Origin of the sequence: Hymenobacter sp. BT491 (assembly GCF_014349165.1) — a bacterium.
In the GTDB taxonomy this organism is placed as follows: domain Bacteria; phylum Bacteroidota; class Bacteroidia; order Cytophagales; family Hymenobacteraceae; genus Hymenobacter; species Hymenobacter jejuensis.
The window spans coordinates 866625-882836 of record NZ_JACSJJ010000003.1 but is presented as its reverse complement, the minus strand read 5'-3'; the positions used below and the strand labels follow the sequence as shown (position 1 = coordinate 882836).

Here is a 16212-nt window from a genome sequence, read left to right as displayed (position 1 = left end):
GCCCTCAAACTTGGTGCTCAGCCGGACACAACAACAATTACGGCTTATACGCATTAAACTCCCGATTTATACTTAAACTGCCTCAGAATCAGATGCCTACATTTGAAGGATACTGACTGAGCATGGCAATTCTTTCTACCACTCCTTTTCTGCGCATTCATCTGCACGAACCAACGGCCTTGCTGGAAGTGGAGTGGCTTGACTTTGTCCAGGGGGAGCCGCTGCGCGAAGCCCTGTTGGATGCCCTGCGCCTGGCACATCTGCACCACGTTCGGGCAGGGCTGTGCGACACCAAACTCATGCGCACCATTCGCCCCACCGATCAGGACTGGATTGTGCAGCGTTTCATTCCGGAACTGGCCACGCTGCCCCTAAAACGCCTGGCGCTGGTCTGGTCGAGCGATGCGCTCAACCGCATGGGCGTCAGCCACGTCATGCAGCGGTGCAGCCACCTGCTCACCTGCGAAACCGAGGCCTTCGATACCCGCTCGGAGGCGTTCTTGTGGGTAACGACTGGTAGCGCTGCCCCCCAAAGCGCCGTTTTATCAGAAATCTGATTGATATATAAGTATTTGTAAGTCAATTAGTTATAACAAAAATACCCGACTTGCGGTCGGGTATTTTTGTTATAACGAACTACTCGAACGACGCAAGATTAGTGCTGGCCGCTCGGCTTCGACTTCGACGTGTTTTTGGTGCCAGCGGCATTTTTGCTCATGGTTTCCTGATTGGTTGAGCCAGTAGCTGAGGCGTGGTTGGAAGGCGTCGTGGGCGCCATCTTGATTTTGTTCGGCGAGGAATGGGAGTTGTGTCCCTGTCCGCCCTGCTGAACGGTTTGAGCCGTGTTGGTCGTGGTTTTCTTCGCCGACTCCGACTTGCTCATCTTGGTAGTCGTGTTGGGAGCAGTGGTTTGGGGCGACCCCGTGCCGCTCGATTGAGGCGACGATGTTTGGGCCGCGGCCGTCGAAAGGGCTGCGGCAAATACGGCCACAAGGGCAAAAACAATTTTCATAGCGAGTGGGGTTGGGTGGGGAAGTCGCGAAACTTGGTTCCGCGCAAAAGCTTCTTTGCTTACGGCCAAACAAGCACCGGTGTTCGGGCTAATGAAGCGTAAAGAGTCGCACGAGTGTTGTTTCGCTGTAAATTTTGATAGGGAGTTGTGCGTTTATAATATATTGATAATCATATACTTGCAAATGGCCATTTCTGATATGAGTCGAGCCTGACTTGCGCTTGTGACGCGTTGGGGCTGGCTGGCGTAACATTCTGACGGCGTTTTACGGTTTAAACCCCCAGGCGTACCTTCGTCCGCGTGAGGCGCTCACAACAGCGTGGCTTGTATTGAATGAAAACTGACTTTCGGCGCCCAGACGGGTACGTGTATTTGAGCGTGGAGCGCAACCGCGAGCACAATTGGGTGCACGCGCAATGGTCGGGGCGACAGACGCTGGAAACCATCATGGCCGGTGGCATGACCTACGTCGAGATGTTGCAGCAGGAGCCTTGCCCCAAGCTGCTCAACGACCACCGCGAGCTGGTGGGGCGCTTTACCGAAGCCAACGACTGGATCGCGCAGGTCTGGACGCCGCTGATTATCGGGGCGGGGCTACGGTATTTTGCGCAAGTGCTGGCGCCCGGCATCTACGGGCAGCTCTCGATGCAGGAGCTGCACCAGCGCATCGGCGATCAGTTCGAAATCAAGCTTTTCGAAGATCTCGACTTGGCCAAGCGCTGACGCGACGAACAACCCAACAACCTGTAAGCCGCGGTTAGCGCAAAAACGGCGCAGCCCGTGCGGCGTTCATGCGGCCTACATCCAACGAGTTGTAATCTAGGGTCATACCGCTTTCCGTATGATCTGTCAGTTCGCTTCCGATGTTTTGCGCATTCACCTTCATCAGCAGGAAGGAGTATTGGAAACCGAATGGCTGGGCAGCGCCAAAGGCGAAGCCTTGCGGCAGGGGCTTAGCGAAACGCTGCGGCTGGCGCGGCTTTACCGCGTACACGGCTGGATTGCGAACCACCGGCAGCTCGGCCCCATTACCCCCGCCGACCAAGACTGGATTCAGGAGCAGTATATGCCCGTGTTTCGCATGCTGCCGCTCCAACGGTTTGGGCTGGTGTATTCGGGCGATCCGTTTGGCCGGCTGTCCATCCACAACATCATGGCCCGCGCGCAAGGGCAGCTGGGGTGTGAAGTGCAGCAGTTTGCGCTCGTAGAAGAGGCGCGTCGGTGGGTGCTGGAAGCAGTCGCGGTTCGCTAACTAGTTATTAGTCAATTGATAAGGAAAGCCGTGAGCTGAGTTGTGTACCAGCGCTTTGGCCAGCGTACCGGGTTTGGCCCCGAGGTTACCGACCACCTGCTGATCAAATTTCCAGACCAGCTTGCCGTTGTTGCAATCGTGAATGGTAAGGTTGGCTGCGATGTGGCTCGGCGGTATCCCAACGTTGGTCATCACGCTCATGGCAGCGGCGATGGGTTTGGGAAGTGATTGATAGAGTGTGACTTGCCCCGAGAAAATGGCGTCGACGCCCAGCGCCGATTGCAACTCCTGCATGGTGTGGTCGGGGAGGTTGTCGTAGGTGATGCCGGCCTTTTGCAAGCGGCGGTTGGTTTCGAGCACCTCCTGAAACGCGACCGAATAGCGGTGCCCGCGCTGGCGCTGCAACTGCTCCTGTACGGCCTGTTGCATCTGATACGAAATCAGGCGCTGGCGCAGCTCGCGGCTGGCAATTGCTGCCTGCTTGCGTTGCTCGATCTGGGCGGCTGTGAGGTCGGTGCCGGCGTACGCATCGTTCACCATCCGCTCGACTTCCTCAGGCGTTGGCACAACGCCACCGATGGTCAGATCCGCCATTTTTACGGTTTCGATGCGCACGTCAAAGGGCAGAATGGCGACGGTTTTGTGCTGGTGAAGCGCCTGTGCGTCCAAGGCCTGCGAAGTGTATAAGCTCCGGCCGCAGCCCGAAACAAGCAGCGCCAGCAGCGGCAGCAAAACAGAAAAGCGCATCACAACACCGTAGAAAATACTTCCAATTACTATCCTAATACGTTCGGCCGGAAGCCCCACGCCTCACGCGTCGCCCCTGCCGATAAGTAAAAGTAACCGAAAGCACTTCACTAGGAACTGCCACTGTGCCGATGCCAAACCTCGGGGAGCCAGTTAGGCTACGGCTCCAACCGAAATACCAGTCGCGGGGCTGTCTGCTGGTCGTCGTAGAGGCGCAGCACATTGCCTTCTATCTCGTAGCGTGTTACCTGAGGAAGCGCCGATAAGTAGTTGTTTTCTAGTGCATTGGCGGGGCAGCCAATTTTGGTAGCCGCCTGTGCACTGATCGAGATTTGGTTGCTGCCGGCCTTCAGCGCAAAAGTGCCATTGTAGGAGTTGCAAGGTGCTAGGCCGCGCGTCGTATTGTTACTAGACACAAATTCGATGTAGGATTTGGCCGACTCGGAGTAGCTGGAGGCAAGCACCGGAAAATCACCCACCTGCTCTACCTTCCAGCGCCGGTCCAGCAAGCCCGGCGCGGTTGCCACGTCTTTATCTTTCTGGCAACACAGCAAGCCCAGTCCACAGCTTATCCACAGCGAAAGCAAAATAAGTAGCGATCTCATTCGCGATTCCTTCGGTTTGAAAGCAAGAGGCATAGGTGGCAAAAAAGGTTGCAACATCACAAAGTAGTAACAGGGTGTTTTTATATAAATATTTAATAATCAAGTGATTATATAAAAAAAGAGGCGGCCAGTATTTGGCCGCCTCTTCAACTTTATCTATTAACTGAAAGCCGGAGCTTACACGCGCGAATTCTGATTGGGGTCGTCGGTGCGAGGCGTGGTGCCGCCGTCGAGTTTTTCCACGTCTACTTCGGTTTTGCGGACGGTGTCGCGGATGGTTTCTTCGCGCTCCGTCACCTCTTTGCCGAGCGAAACTTCCTCCACTACGCGGGCTTCTTTACCCACAACTGCCCGTTCGGCGCTTTCCGTAATCTCCACGTCGCCTTCTTTGAAGGCGGCAAAATCGGCATCCGTAGCGGGGCGGTCAACGGGGTTGCGCTGCACGGTTACGTGCTCTTCGCGAAGGCGCACGTTGGCTTCCACGGGGCGCTCCACGATGCGGCTGCGCAGGCGGGCACCGCCGGTTTGCTCCACGCGCTTGCCTACTTGCAGGTTTTCTTCAATGACCTGCGCCTTCATGCCGCCTTCGGCATTGCCAGCTTGGGCGGTGGTGTTCAGGCTGTTGCCTTGCGACTGGTACCCGTACTGCGCGGCCCGTTCGTCCACGTCCACGGCACCGGCATCGTCCATTATTTTGGCTGCTTGGTGCGCGCGCTCAGCCGAGTCAGCGTGTACCGTCACAATGGAACCGGCCCGACGGGCTACCTGAGAGTAGCGCTTGGTGTCGTCGTTGTCGTCGCCGCCAAACAAGTTGCTGAAAAAGTTGCTGATGCTGTCGCCCGTACGGCCGGCTGCATCGGCTACGCCTTCGGTAGCGGTGCCGCTAGTATTCTGATAATCAGAAGGATCACGGTCGGGGCGCAGGGCATTGCTGGCGGCGTTGCCAGTACGGTCGGCGGTGCGGCCCACGGCGTCGGCGGCCCCTTCTACGGCCGTGCCGCTGCTATTGCGGTAATCCGAAGCGTCGCCGCCCACCCCGCTGCCACTGCCGCTGGTGCTGTTTGCACCGTAGCGATTGCCGCTCTGCGAAGCCACATCAATATTATCGAGGCTGAAACCAGCCGCTTGCAGTTGTTGTGCTGCCTGCTGCGCCTCGGCAGCCGAATCGAACATTCCTACTACTGTGTGTGCCATGGTTGTTAGGTTTGGTTAAGGGGTGGGTAAAAATGGTAAATAATTGATAGTAAGAATATTATCATAATATAGGCGGCGTTGGGTTGGGGTTCGTTGCACGATTTACGGTCACTTCTTCCTTGCGCAGCGTGACCTGTTCGGTCTGCGTCGTCTGGACTTGCAGCTTGGTCACGTGCAACTCTTCCACGAGCACGAGCCGCTTTTGCACCACCACTTCCTCTCGCAAAATCGGGATGACCATAGTCGTGCCTTCGTAGCGCACGGCGGGCGCCGTATCCACGTATTGGTTGATCACCACGCGCTCGACTTTCACCTCTTCGTGGACGAGCGGAATGTTAAGGGTCTGGTCCTGAGAACTTACGCTCTTGGAAATGTGCACCGTGCCCGATTCCACCACCTGCTTGCCGACGCGCGCCTGCTCCTCAATCACCGGGATGGTGCCAAGCGGGGTGAGCGGTTGGGGTTCGAGCGGCGGTTGCGGCGCAGCTAGGGGCTGATTGGGGTCGGGTGGGTAGTTCATCGGGCGGGTTGTCCATCAGGACTTTATGCTTAAAACTTTACGATGGCTACCCCATTACGTTATGGTTGAGCTTGGCGCAAAAGTCGCTGCCAACGGGTGCCAAAAGCTGGGTTAGATGTCGTTAAAAAGCCAGCGTCACGGCGTGCGTTTGCAAGGTCATTGGAAGCAGGAAGAATCCAGTATCTTCCTGCGGTTTTAGGTAATCAGAAGATACTAGCTGCGTTTTTTATGTCGCGTTCGCGCTTGGTTGTTACCCTGTTAGGCAGTGTATTGATCCTGGCTTTGGCCTCCGCTTTCCGCCCCTCCGACGACGAAAGTTTTCTTCGGAAGATCGCGGCGCAATTGACAAAGTTCTACACCGGGGTCTTCCCCGAAAAGAGCTACCTGCACCTCGACAAACCGCTCTACGCTACTGGCGAAACCATCTGGTTTAAGGCCTATGTGGTCGATGCCTCGCGGCACCGCCCCGATACGCTGAGCCGCGTAGTCTACGTCGATCTGCTGTCGCCAACTCAGAAAGTGGTGATGCAGCGCGTGTTACGCCTCACCAACGGCACCGCTCACGGCGACTTTGCCCTCCCCGACACGCTGACGCAGGGCCTTTATACCGTGCGCGCTTACACCAACTGGATGCGCAACCAAGGCCCCGAGTATTTCTTCACCAAGCAGATTCCGATCTGGTTGTCGGGGCTAGGAGCCACGGCGGTGCCTACCCGCCGCCTGCCCAACGCCAAGTCGGCCAAGCCCGGCGCGGTCGCGAAACCCGATGTGCAGTTTTTCCCGGAGGGCGGCAATTTGGTGGCCGGGCTGGAAAGCATCGTGGGCTTCAAGGCTACTGACGGCAGTGGGCACGGCCTCGACGTGGAAGGCTTCGTGGAAGACGAGCAGGGCACCAAAGTGGCCGTGTTTAGGAGCAAACACTTGGGCATGGGCCGCTTTGCCTTCCGACCTGAAGCCGGCAAACGCTACAAAGCCAAAGCCAGTTGGCCCGGCGGAGCGGTGCAGGAATACTCACTCCCAGAAGCGCGCCCCACGGGCTTTGTGCTGAGCGCCGGCGAAGCCTTGGGGTACATAAACGTTTCCATTCGGCGCAAGTCGGGAGCCGGAGTGCCGGCCGAACAGGTGGCGCTGGTGGCCCAAGTTCGGGGCCAGCTCGTCTACGCCGGGCGGGGGCAGCTCGACGACGAAGCCGGGTTTGTGGCACGGATCCCCAAAAGCAAATTCCCGGACGGCGTCGTGCATTTCACCTTGTTCGATGGGCAGCAAGCTGCGCAATGCGAGCGCTTGCTGTTTGTGCAAAGCGCTCAGAATATGCATGTTACCATTACGCCGGATAAGTCCGTCTACGCAACCCGCGAGAAAGTAGACCTGAGCGTAGAAGTGGCCGATGCGCAGGGCAAGCCCGTAGCAGCGCAGCTTTCGCTGGCCGTAAACAATACCCAATTGGTGGCCATCAACCCCGGCCAGGCCGACATCCGTACGCACCTGCTGCTCACATCCGACCTGAAAGGCTACGTTGAAGATCCGGGCTATTATTTCGCTTCCTCCAACTTTGAAACCAGTCAAGTACTTGATAATCTGTTGCTTACCCAAGGATGGCGCCGTTTCGTCTGGAAAGAACTGCTGGCCGATCAATTCCAGCCTTATGATTTTGCGCTGGAGCAAAGTCTGAGCATCGGTGGTCAGGTGCTACGGGCTGCCAACAAGCCCGCGCCTGCTACCCAAGTGGTGCTGTTTCGCTCCAAGCCGACGGCCAGCATCTTGTTGACCGAAACCGACCCAACGGGCCGGTTTATTTTTGGCGGCTTCGATGGCAAAGACACTGCCCGGATTGTGGTGTCGACCAAGCCGGGTAAAGGCATTCGCAACCCGGTCATCCGGCTCGACGGCCGTTGGCCGGCCGCGGCACCTTTGCTGGGAGCGCGGGCATTGGAAACAGACCTTCAGGCCATCGACTACCTCCAGCAAAGCCGCAAACAGCAAGTCGCTGACCAGCAGTATCATCCCGACCCAACCCGCCGCATTATGCTGGGCAACGTGACGGTGCAGGGCCGCAAAGTGGTACCGCCCGATGCCCGACGCATTTATGGTACGCCCGATGCGGCGATCAGAGTGAGCGAACTGCCCTTTGCAACAAGGAATTTCAGCGTATTTCAGATGTTGCAGGGGCGGGTACCGGGCGTGGTCGTGAGTGGGTCGCCACCTTTTATGCGGGCCGAAATTCGGGGCGCGACTTCCATCATGGGCAGCAACGAACCGCTGTATCTGCTCGACGGTGTTACCGTCGATGCGGATGCCATCAATTCGCTCACCGTGGCCGAAGTGGAGAGCATTGAAGTGCTGAAAGGCCCTTCGGCTGCCATTTTCGGCAGTCGTGGCGCGGGCGGTGTCATTGCCGTCCTGACCAAGCGCGGCTCGTCGGACGACCTGCCGCGGGAATCGCAGCTGGCCCAAACCGTGACGGCCATCATTCCGAAGTACTACCAAGCCCGCGAGTTTTACGCTCCCAAATACGATGGCTCGGCCAAATCGCCCCGCGATTCGGATTTTCGCAGCGCCACTTTGTACTGGAATCCCAACGTCGCTACCGATGCCACGGGCAAAGCACGCGTGTCGTTTTACTGCTCCGATGCGGGCGGCACCTTCCGGGTTTCGGTCGAAGGAATAGCCGCCACTGGCACGCCGCTTATCGGCCACAGTGAATTTAAAGTAGTATTAAGTAATTGATAATTAAGCAATTGCAAACAGCTTGACTCTTGCTAATCAATCTGAGAACGACACAGGCCTGATTATATCCGACCAAGATGTGCGCCTAGACGGCGTGGCGCTTCGGGTACGCAGTATCCGGCACGAACCGGAAACGCCCCGGTCGGTGCTTGTCTTTCTGCACGACTCACTGGGCTGCATCGCGTTGTGGCGCGATTTTCCGGTACGCCTGGCCAAGGCTACCGGCTGTAATGCACTCGTCTACGACCGGCGCGGGTACGGGCAGTTGGCGCCATTTGGGGAGACCAAGCGCACGATCCATTACCTCGAAGACGAAGCCCAAGTGTTGGGTAACGTGCTGTCGCAGTGCGGCGTCGAGCGCGCTATTCTCTTTGGCCACAGCGACGGCGGCTCCATTGCCTTGGTTGCGGCCGCCGAGTTTCCGGACCGCATCGCCGGCGTTATTACGGAAGGGGCGCACGTATTTGTAGAGGAGCTTACGCTGGCCGGCATCCGGGCGGCGCAAGCGCAATACCGCACCACCGACCTCGGCGCGAAGCTGGCTAAGTATCACGGCATCAAGACCGAAGCTGTATTTCGTGCCTGGGCCGACACTTGGCTCGCGCCAGAATTCCGGGCCTGGAACATCGAGCCCTACCTCCCTCAGATTCAGTGCCCGGTGCTAGTGCTGCAGGGCGAGCGCGACGAGTACGGTACTGCCGAGCAGGTAGCGGCGGTGGTGAGTCAAGTCCAAGATGCACGGCCAAGCAAGCCGCTGCCGGGCTTGGGACACACGCCGCATAAAGAAGCCGCGGAGCTGGTGCTCGAACTCGCCGCCGCTTTTGTAGCCGCTATTCAATAGCCGCGTTTTTTGCAGGAATGTTACTTCGTTTCGGCTTCGAAAGTAAGCCGCGCCTCGGTGTGCTCGTCGTCGTAGAGGCGGAGGGTACGGCCCGTGATTTCGTAATGCGTGGTCAGCGGCAGCGTCAGCAAGAAAGTAGCCTCCAAGTTCTGGTTAGGGCAATTTATGTAAGTCGAGCCCTGTTCACTGATGGTGAGGCGCTGCGTACCCTCGGCCAACGCGTACGAGCCGCCAAACCAGTTGCAGGTGCCTTGGCCGCGGGTGTGGTTGGCCGCGGCAAGCAGTGTCAGGTCGGGCATGTGCGCGCCTTTTTCGGTGAGCAGCGCCGTTTTGCCATCAACCTGACGCAGTACCCAATGGGTATCCAGCAGGGGCAAATCGTCGGGTTCGGTGGCGTCTTCCTGGCAGCTCGCCGTAAGTATTAGAGTAGCAGCAACTAATAACGAGGGTAGAATACCATGCATAGAGTATGGCTAAAAGGATAGAACTACACAACCAGATGATCTGTCGGGTCTTACGATAGTTGCACAATAACAGTAAAAGTTTTTAGAAAAAACTAGGCGCGGGGGCCGGTAAGTGGTTCGGGATGAGAGTATTAGGAAAGTTATAAAAGGCCGCGAAGCCAAAGGCAATAGTAATAGAATAGAAAGGCCGCCGGGGTGCGTATATACAGTAGTGCGCCCCGTGAAGGGCTGCACTACTGTTGAAACACGTGGGAATTGTTTTGCTCCTAGGAGGGGGAGCTGGTGGGGCGGGGTGCGTCTCTAAAACGCCGGTTCAAGTTTCTGAAATTCTGATGACATTACCCAGAAATCGTTTGATTTTTTTATGCAAACGTTTCCAAAAGCGATTTTTTACTGCTTTTCGCTGTGTTTTTATTTTCTGGAGCTCTGGAGGTAGCAGGTCGGTGCGGGAGAGTTGCCAGGGTGCTTTTGTAGTACTTACTCCCTTCAACGGCTGGCAATTGCAAAGGCAAATAGCTGGAATATACTTCTGTAATGATGTTAAATATCAGATTAACAATTAGTTGTCTATTGATTATGTTGGGCTGCCTGAGCCTGTCGGGGATGGCGCAACGGGCGACGCAGCCGGTGCTGGTTTTTTCCTATTTCAAAGGCAACGGCGACGGCTTGCATTTGGCCTACAGCCGCGATGGCTACAACTGGACGGCCCTGCGGCACGATAGCACGTTTCTGCGACCAACGGTGTCAAAAGACAAGCTTATGCGTGACCCGTGCATCATCCGGGGAGCCGATGGAAAGTTTCATATGGTCTGGACAGTGAGCTGGAACGACAAAGGCATTGGCTACGCCAGCTCGCCGGATTTGGTGCACTGGTCGGAGCAGCAGTTTGTGCCCGTAATGCAGCAGGAGCCCAACGCCCGCAACTGCTGGGCACCCGAAATCACGTACGACGCCAAGCGCAAGGAATACCTCATTTACTGGGCGACCACCATCACGGGCCAGTTTCCGGAAAGCCAGCAGCCGGGCGATAGCGGCTACAACCACCGCATCTACTACGTCACGACCAAGGATTTTAAAAAATACAGTCCTGCGAAACTGCTTTATAACCAAGGGTTTAATGTGATCGATGCCACGATTCAGCCGGATGGCAAGCGCTACGTCATGTTTCTGAAAGACGAAACCCGCGAGCCCGCCCAAAAAAACCTGCGGGTGGCCTTCAGCGACCAGTTGCTAGGCCCGTACAGCAAGCCTTCGGCCCCGATCACCGGGAAATATTGGGCGGAAGGCCCCACGGCCACGCGCTTGGGCAACCAATGGATTGTGTACTTCGACAAATACACCGAGCACCATTACGGCGCCGTCACGTCGCCGGACTTGCAGACGTGGACCGATGTTTCGGATAAAGTGCACTTCCCCGACGGCATACGGCACGGAACCGTGTTTCCGGTGACGGAAAAGGAGTTGCAGGTATTGCTGAAGGAAGAGAAGTAAGAACCTAAGGGTTGGTGCGCTAAACTTTTTTCGGGCTAAAAAGCTTATTGCGCCAAATCCTAAGAATATGAAAGTAGAAATCTGGTCCGATATCATGTGCCCGTTTTGCTACATCGGCAAACGGCGCTTCGAGCAAGCTCTGCAACAGTTTGACCATCAAGAAGCTGTAGAAGTGCAGTGGCGAAGCTTCGAGCTAGACCCCAACATGCAGACGGTGCCCGGCCAAAGCATTCATGAGTTGTTGGCCGCTCGTAAAGGCGTGTCGGTGGCGCAAGGCAAGCAAATGAACGATCACATGGCTGGCATTGCGAAGGAAGTGGGCCTCGACTACGACTTCGACCGCGTCATCCCGACCAATACCTTTTTGGCACACCGCTTCATTCATTTGGCGGGTGAGCATAACCTCCAAGACGCAGCCAAAGAGCGCGTGCTGGCGGCTTATTTCACGGAAGGCCGGAATGTTGGCGACCTCGACACGCTGGCTAAGCTCGGCGCCGAACTCGGCCTGGATGCGGCGCAGGTACGCGCTACGCTCGAAACCGACGACTACACCAACCAAGTCCGACTCGACGAGTACGTGGCCCAGCAAGTAGGCGTGCGCGGGGTGCCGTTCTTCGTTTTCGACGAAAAATATGCCGTGTCCGGCGCGCAGCCCAGCGAGCTGTTTTTGGAAGTACTGGAAAAGGTATGGAGCGAAACTCAACCTATTGCACAAGACATGGAAGGAGCTTCCTGCGAAGTCGACGGTGACTGCTAACCGCAGTTGAAATTTGCCTAACTACAAAAAGGCCTTTCTCTTGCGGGAGAAAGGCCTTTTGTATGGTGCTGATAATCAGAACCTTGTGATGATTATCTAGTTAAGTCTAAAGTACGCCAAGCGCTTGCAATTCTGCACGTAACTGCTCCGGCGACTCGAAGTGAATGGTTTGCAAGCCCAAGGCTTGCGCGGCGTGGATGTTGCGCAGGTTGTCGTCGATAAACAGGGCTTGTTGCGGCGCCACGTTGTAGCGGGTGAGCAGCAGGTGGTAAAACTCGGGAAATGGCTTGCGCGATTTCTCTGTGCCCGATACGACAATGCCCTCGAACCAATGCAGAAACTCAAACTGCTCCAGTGCCACCGGAAACGTCTCCGCCGACCAGTTGGTGAGCGCGTACAGATGGTAGCGCTGGCTGTTTTTGAGCTCCGTCAGAATATCGACGGTGCCCTGGATAGCGCCGCCGAGCATTTCCGACCACCGGCCGTAAAAGTGCTCGATTAGCTCTTTGTGCTGCGGATGCTGGGCCACGAGCAACGCCGTACCCTCGGCCAGCGAGCGGCCGGCGTCTTGCTCTTCGTTCCAGTCGGGCGAGGCGACGTCGGTGAGAAACGCGGTCATTGCCTGCTCGTCCGGAATGAGTTTCTGGTACAGGTAGCGCGGGTTCCAGTCGATGAGCACGCCACCCAGGTCGAAGATGATGGCTGTGATGGGAGATGACAACATATTGTTAGCGAATGACTTGTGTGATCTGTTTGCCCAGCGTCCACTTGTTGTTTTTCTCGTCGGCATCCATGAAGATACCGCCGGTTAGCTCCACCGACTGAATGGTTTTCTTGGTCGGCACCACGACGGTAGCGCGGCGTTGGTCGGCGCGCCAGATGGCCGGCGACTGATGCAGTACCTCGTTGCTGCCGTCGGCGTACGTCACTTTCACATCGAAAGGCACCGCAAAACCCCCGATGTTATTGATGGTAATGCCCTGGCCTTTCTTGGCCTTGCCGACTTTTTCCACGGCCAGATCGATGTAGTTGTTGGTGAAGAACCAGTTGTTGAAAAACCAGTTCAGATCTTGGCCCGACGCGCTGGTGAACGAATTGAAAAAGTCCCACGGAATGGGGTGCTTGCCGTGCCAGCGGTCCATGTATTCGTGCAAGCTTTTCTTGAATAGCTCGTCGCCTAGCATGTCCTTGAGGGCCAAGTAGCTCAACGATGGCTTGCCATAGGCGTTGTTGCCGTAGCCCCGGCGCAGCTCGCTGGCCGGCGTGATGATGGGTAAATCCTGACTGGAAGAAGGGTCATGGATCCAGCCTTTTACCCGGAACTGCTTGTAGAATTTGTCGGCTGCCTCCACCGATTTTTCGGTGCGCCCGATCAGCAATTCCCAAGTCGTGGCCCAGCCTTCGTCCATAAAGGCGTAACGGCTCTCGTTGATGCCCATATAGAATGGAAACCAGGTGTGTGCAATCTCATGATCCTCAACTAGTTGCGCAAATCCCAAATCGCTCTGCGGACTGTCGTTGACCATCATCGGGTATTCCATGTCGGCAAAGCCCTGAAACACGGTCATTTTCTCGAAGGGGTAGGGCACGCCGGGCCAGTTGCGCGAAAACCAGCCGAGCGAGTATTGCGCGTTTTTCACCGCCTGCCGAAAATCGACGGTAGAGTCGGCGTAGGCAGCCTGCACGCTGGCGCGGCGCTTGGTGGCATCATCGACGACTACGCTGGCGGCGTCCCACACGTAATGATCGCTGAGGCCGACGGTCATGTCGGAGATGTTGTTGGCCCGCCATTTCCAGGTGTTGACTTTCTGCTGGGCCGTGACGCGGTGCTTGGCCAAGTCGTCGGCGGTGGCAATGTGCATCACGGCATCGCTGGTCATGGACTGTGCCAGCCGCTGCGCGAAAGGCGCCTGCAACACTTCCTGCGGATTCAGCAGCGTGCCCGTCGACCACACCACGTAGTTGGCCGGGACTTTTACCTGGAGCGTGTAGTCGTTGAAGTCGTTGTAAAACTCCTGCGCATCCGTGAAATCGAGGCGGTCCCAGCCGTTGTAGTCATCATAGACCGAGACTCTGGGGTAGAAATAGGCCAAGAAGAATGTGGTCTTGTCGATCATGCCCTCGCGGCCGCTTTCAACGGAAAGCGGAAAGTGCCAGGCTACCGACATCCGCACCGAGTCGTGCGGCATCAGGGGCTTGGGCAGCGAAATCGTCTTCCAGGTAGCCTGCCCGGTATTGTTGGGGAAAGGCAGTGTTTTGCCCGCCACGGTAAACGTATCGACTTGCAGGCCGGAAGTCAAGTACTGCTCCGAGGCGTCGCCGTTGCGCGTTACACCGGGCTTGTGAATATTCTGTATGACCCTGATTACAATGCGTTTGAGCGTATCCGGGCTGTTGTTGAAGTACGTAATTTGCTCGCTGCCTTTGATGTTGCGGTCGGGCGGCAGCGCCTGTACTTTGATGCTGTAGCGAGCCGTGTTTTGCCAGTACTTTTTGCCGGGCCGTCCGTCCGGCGACCGGGTTTCTTTTTTGAATGCCTGCTGAATATCCCGCGGCATGTACAGCGATTGGGCCTGTGCACTCAGGCAAGCAGCCGACAGCAAAAGCGCTGCCGATAACGAACGAATCATATAAACGGGGTTAGAAACAAACTTGTGTGTTAGGCAAAGGCAGCAATAACCGGCGGACGTTGCATTGGCGGCCAAAGGAAGCAGTTGGCTGCCATTTTGTGCCCTCACCAACTGCCGGTTTTACGCTCAACCTTCATCCGCAGGCTTTCGGAACGGGTGACCGCCCGTAGCCAACTGCTTCAGTATCTGCATGCTACGTTCAAGCCGGGTTTCGGTGCGCTTGGCTCCACCAACGTGCTGGGCGATAGCTCGTTTCATGCTGGGCCGAAGTTTCTGAAAGCTGGCGTCCGCTTCCGGCCACGCGTCCAGCCCTTCCGCCAGCTCCTCGGGCAACTCAATGTAGTCGGGATCAGGATCGGGGGCCAGTGTAAGGGTGATTTCTTGGCCCATCTCTACGCCCGAAGCTTGACGCAACTCTTTGCTAATCATGAGGTAGCGCTCGCCAGTGCGCATGGGTTGCAGGCCCAGCCGAAACGGATGTCCGTTGAGTGTGCCCATTACCCGCCGCACCGATTTGCCACCCAGCGCTTCCACAATTTCCAGCGGCACGATGGCAATGGTCATGGGCATGAAGCTCGGCCCGCCCGGCTCGAGGCGGGCGCGAAAGGTAAGCGTGCCTTCCATGCGCTAAAGCGTTGAGGGTTTGAGGTTTACTGCTTTGCTTTTGCCGTGCTCCACGGCCCGCATTACCCGGAACAGGTTGCCACCCCAGATCTTTTCAATGTCTTTGCGCGAATAGCCCCGGCGTACCAGTTCGCGGGTCAGGTTAGGGAACTCACCCACGTCGCGCAGGTCGGCCAATTCGGTGCCGCCGTCGAAGTCGGAGCCAATGCCTACGTGGTCGATGCCGGCAATTTTTACGGCGTGATCTATTTGATTGACAGCATCTTGCACGGTAGCCAGCGGCACCGGAAACTGCTCCTTAATCGTGTTGAACTCGGCTAGTGCTTGCTGCTGGCTGGCTTCGGGCAGGCCATAAATGTTTAGGAAGCTTTTGATGTTCCATTTCGCAAAAAACGCCTGCTCGGCGGCTTGCCGCTCGGGACTTTTGCTTTCCGTCTTGACGTAAGGACTAAACAGGTTCATCTGGATGACGCCGCCGTTTTTGGCTAAGGCCCGCAACATGTCGTCGCTGAGGTTGCGGGGCACGTTGCTGAGGGCTTTGCAAGCCGAATGGGAGGCAATAACCGGCACCTTCGAACGGCGAACCACATCGTAAAACGTGGAATCGGAAGTGTGCGAAATATCGACCATCATGCCCAGGCGGTTCATTTCATCGACCACCTGCTCGCCAAACGGACTCAGACCTTGGTATTCCGGGCCGTTGGGATCAGTGGAGGAGTCGCAGATTTCGTTGTTGGACGAATGGCACAGCGTCATGTAGCGCGCCCCCAAGTCGTAATAGGTTTTCAGCAGCGACAAGTCCTTGCCCACCGGATAGCCGTTCTCGATGCCGATGAAGATGGCGTGCTTGCCGGTTTTGCCGATGCGCAACGCCTCGTCGGGCGTGGTAGCGAGCGCCAACTGCTCAGGGTGATTTCTGACGGCAGACCGGATGCTCTCGAAAATGGCTAGCGCTTTCTGTTTCGCGGCCTCGTGGCCAGCAGCCGTGCGCGGGCCCTGGCCCATGTACACGGCCCAGAAAGCTGCATCGAGGCCGCCGCGCTGCATTTTGGGCAAATCTACCTGCGCCACCTTGGAGTCGTGGTCGACGGTAAGGTCGAAGCTGGGGTTGACTAAGTTTTCCGGGGTGTCCTCGTGGGTATCCACCGTAAAGGCGCGCTCGTGAATTTTCCGGGCCTTGGCCTCCAATGCGGGGTCGGAGGTCTGGGCAGTGGTGGTAAATGCCAACATAGACAGCAAGCCAAGCGCGGCAATTTGTTTCATCGGGAACAAAAGCTAGGTAATGCGCTTAAGGTAGCGAACGCCGCGCTCGCGACGGAAGCCCACGGGCCGTATTCTTGAGAAAATG

Annotated in this window: 17 protein-coding genes; 7 read left to right on the top strand and 10 right to left on the bottom strand. The window is 56.8% G+C overall.

Annotation, left to right across the window (positions count from 1 at the left end; genetic code table 11):
- Positions 1-122: 122 nt before the first annotated feature.
- Positions 123-557, top strand: coding sequence for a hypothetical protein (locus H9I52_RS15290; RefSeq protein ID WP_187454540.1), 435 nt, complete (start codon positions 123-125; stop codon positions 555-557).
- A gap of 98 nt (positions 558-655) precedes the next feature.
- On the opposite strand, the gene H9I52_RS15285 is transcribed toward H9I52_RS15290, so the two are convergent.
- Positions 656-1012: a hypothetical protein gene (locus H9I52_RS15285; RefSeq protein ID WP_187454539.1), complete on the bottom strand. Its 357-nt coding sequence runs from the start codon at positions 1010-1012 to the stop codon at positions 656-658.
- 333 nt (positions 1013-1345) lie between these two features.
- On the opposite strand from H9I52_RS15285, the gene H9I52_RS15280 reads away from it, so the two are divergent.
- Positions 1346-1735, top strand: a complete 390-nt coding sequence (locus H9I52_RS15280; protein ID WP_187454538.1) for a hypothetical protein — start codon at positions 1346-1348, stop codon at positions 1733-1735.
- Between the two features lie 118 nt (positions 1736-1853).
- Positions 1854-2264 (top strand): hypothetical protein, encoded by a 411-nt coding sequence (locus tag H9I52_RS15275; protein ID WP_187454537.1) that lies wholly within the window; start codon positions 1854-1856, stop codon positions 2262-2264.
- Here the strand turns inward: H9I52_RS15275 and H9I52_RS15270 are convergent, their stop codons facing one another.
- The 4 genes from H9I52_RS15270 to H9I52_RS15255 form a co-directional block, all read right to left on the bottom strand.
- Entirely contained in the window at positions 2265-3011 is a 747-nt protein-coding gene (locus H9I52_RS15270; protein ID WP_187454536.1) for a hypothetical protein, read from the bottom strand.
- Between the two features lie 158 nt (positions 3012-3169).
- A complete protein-coding gene (locus H9I52_RS15265) occupies positions 3170-3616 on the bottom strand; it encodes an META domain-containing protein (protein WP_165699373.1) in 447 nt (148 codons plus the stop codon).
- Between the two features lie 177 nt (positions 3617-3793).
- The gene (locus H9I52_RS15260; RefSeq protein ID WP_187454535.1) at positions 3794-4810 is read right to left on the bottom strand and encodes a YsnF/AvaK domain-containing protein; all 1017 of its coding nucleotides are present in this window, start codon (positions 4808-4810) and stop codon (positions 3794-3796) included.
- A 61-nt stretch (positions 4811-4871) separates the two neighbouring features.
- Positions 4872-5330 carry a YsnF/AvaK domain-containing protein gene (locus H9I52_RS15255; RefSeq protein WP_187454534.1) on the bottom strand — a complete coding sequence of 153 codons (459 nt, stop codon included), beginning with the start codon at positions 5328-5330 and terminating at the stop codon, positions 4872-4874.
- Between the two features lie 228 nt (positions 5331-5558).
- Between H9I52_RS15255 and H9I52_RS15250 the strand changes: the two genes are divergently transcribed.
- Positions 5559-8057: a TonB-dependent receptor plug domain-containing protein gene (locus tag H9I52_RS15250; protein ID WP_187454533.1), complete on the top strand. Its 2499-nt coding sequence runs from the start codon at positions 5559-5561 to the stop codon at positions 8055-8057.
- Positions 8058-8079: 22 nt separating this feature from the next.
- The gene (locus H9I52_RS15245; protein WP_222940511.1) at positions 8080-8898 is read left to right on the top strand and encodes an alpha/beta fold hydrolase; all 819 of its coding nucleotides are present in this window, start codon (positions 8080-8082) and stop codon (positions 8896-8898) included.
- A gap of 20 nt (positions 8899-8918) precedes the next feature.
- Here the strand turns inward: H9I52_RS15245 and H9I52_RS15240 are convergent, their stop codons facing one another.
- Entirely contained in the window at positions 8919-9362 is a 444-nt protein-coding gene (locus H9I52_RS15240; RefSeq protein WP_187454532.1) for an META domain-containing protein, read from the bottom strand.
- Positions 9363-9938: 576 nt separating this feature from the next.
- Here H9I52_RS15240 and H9I52_RS15235 point away from each other — a divergent pair.
- Complete coding sequence (locus H9I52_RS15235) at positions 9939-10853, top strand: glycoside hydrolase family 43 protein (protein ID WP_187454531.1); 915 nt, start codon at positions 9939-9941, stop codon at positions 10851-10853.
- Positions 10854-10920: 67 nt separating this feature from the next.
- On the top strand, positions 10921-11610 hold the full coding sequence (locus H9I52_RS15230; protein WP_187454530.1) for a DsbA family oxidoreductase: 690 nt from the start codon (positions 10921-10923) through the stop codon (positions 11608-11610).
- A 106-nt stretch (positions 11611-11716) separates the two neighbouring features.
- Here H9I52_RS15230 and H9I52_RS15225 read toward each other — a convergent pair whose 3' ends face one another.
- The 4 genes from H9I52_RS15225 to H9I52_RS15210 form a co-directional block, all read right to left on the bottom strand.
- On the bottom strand, positions 11717-12334 hold the full coding sequence (locus H9I52_RS15225) for an HAD family hydrolase (protein WP_187454529.1): 618 nt from the start codon (positions 12332-12334) through the stop codon (positions 11717-11719).
- 4 nt (positions 12335-12338) lie between these two features.
- Positions 12339-14240, bottom strand: coding sequence for a M1 family metallopeptidase (locus H9I52_RS15220; protein WP_187454528.1), 1902 nt, complete (start codon positions 14238-14240; stop codon positions 12339-12341).
- A 126-nt stretch (positions 14241-14366) separates the two neighbouring features.
- Positions 14367-14864 carry a YdeI/OmpD-associated family protein gene (locus tag H9I52_RS15215; RefSeq protein WP_187454527.1) on the bottom strand — a complete coding sequence of 166 codons (498 nt, stop codon included), beginning with the start codon at positions 14862-14864 and terminating at the stop codon, positions 14367-14369.
- 3 nt (positions 14865-14867) lie between these two features.
- Positions 14868-16127, bottom strand: a complete 1260-nt coding sequence (locus tag H9I52_RS15210; protein ID WP_187454526.1) for a dipeptidase — start codon at positions 16125-16127, stop codon at positions 14868-14870.
- Positions 16128-16212 lie beyond the last annotated feature (85 nt).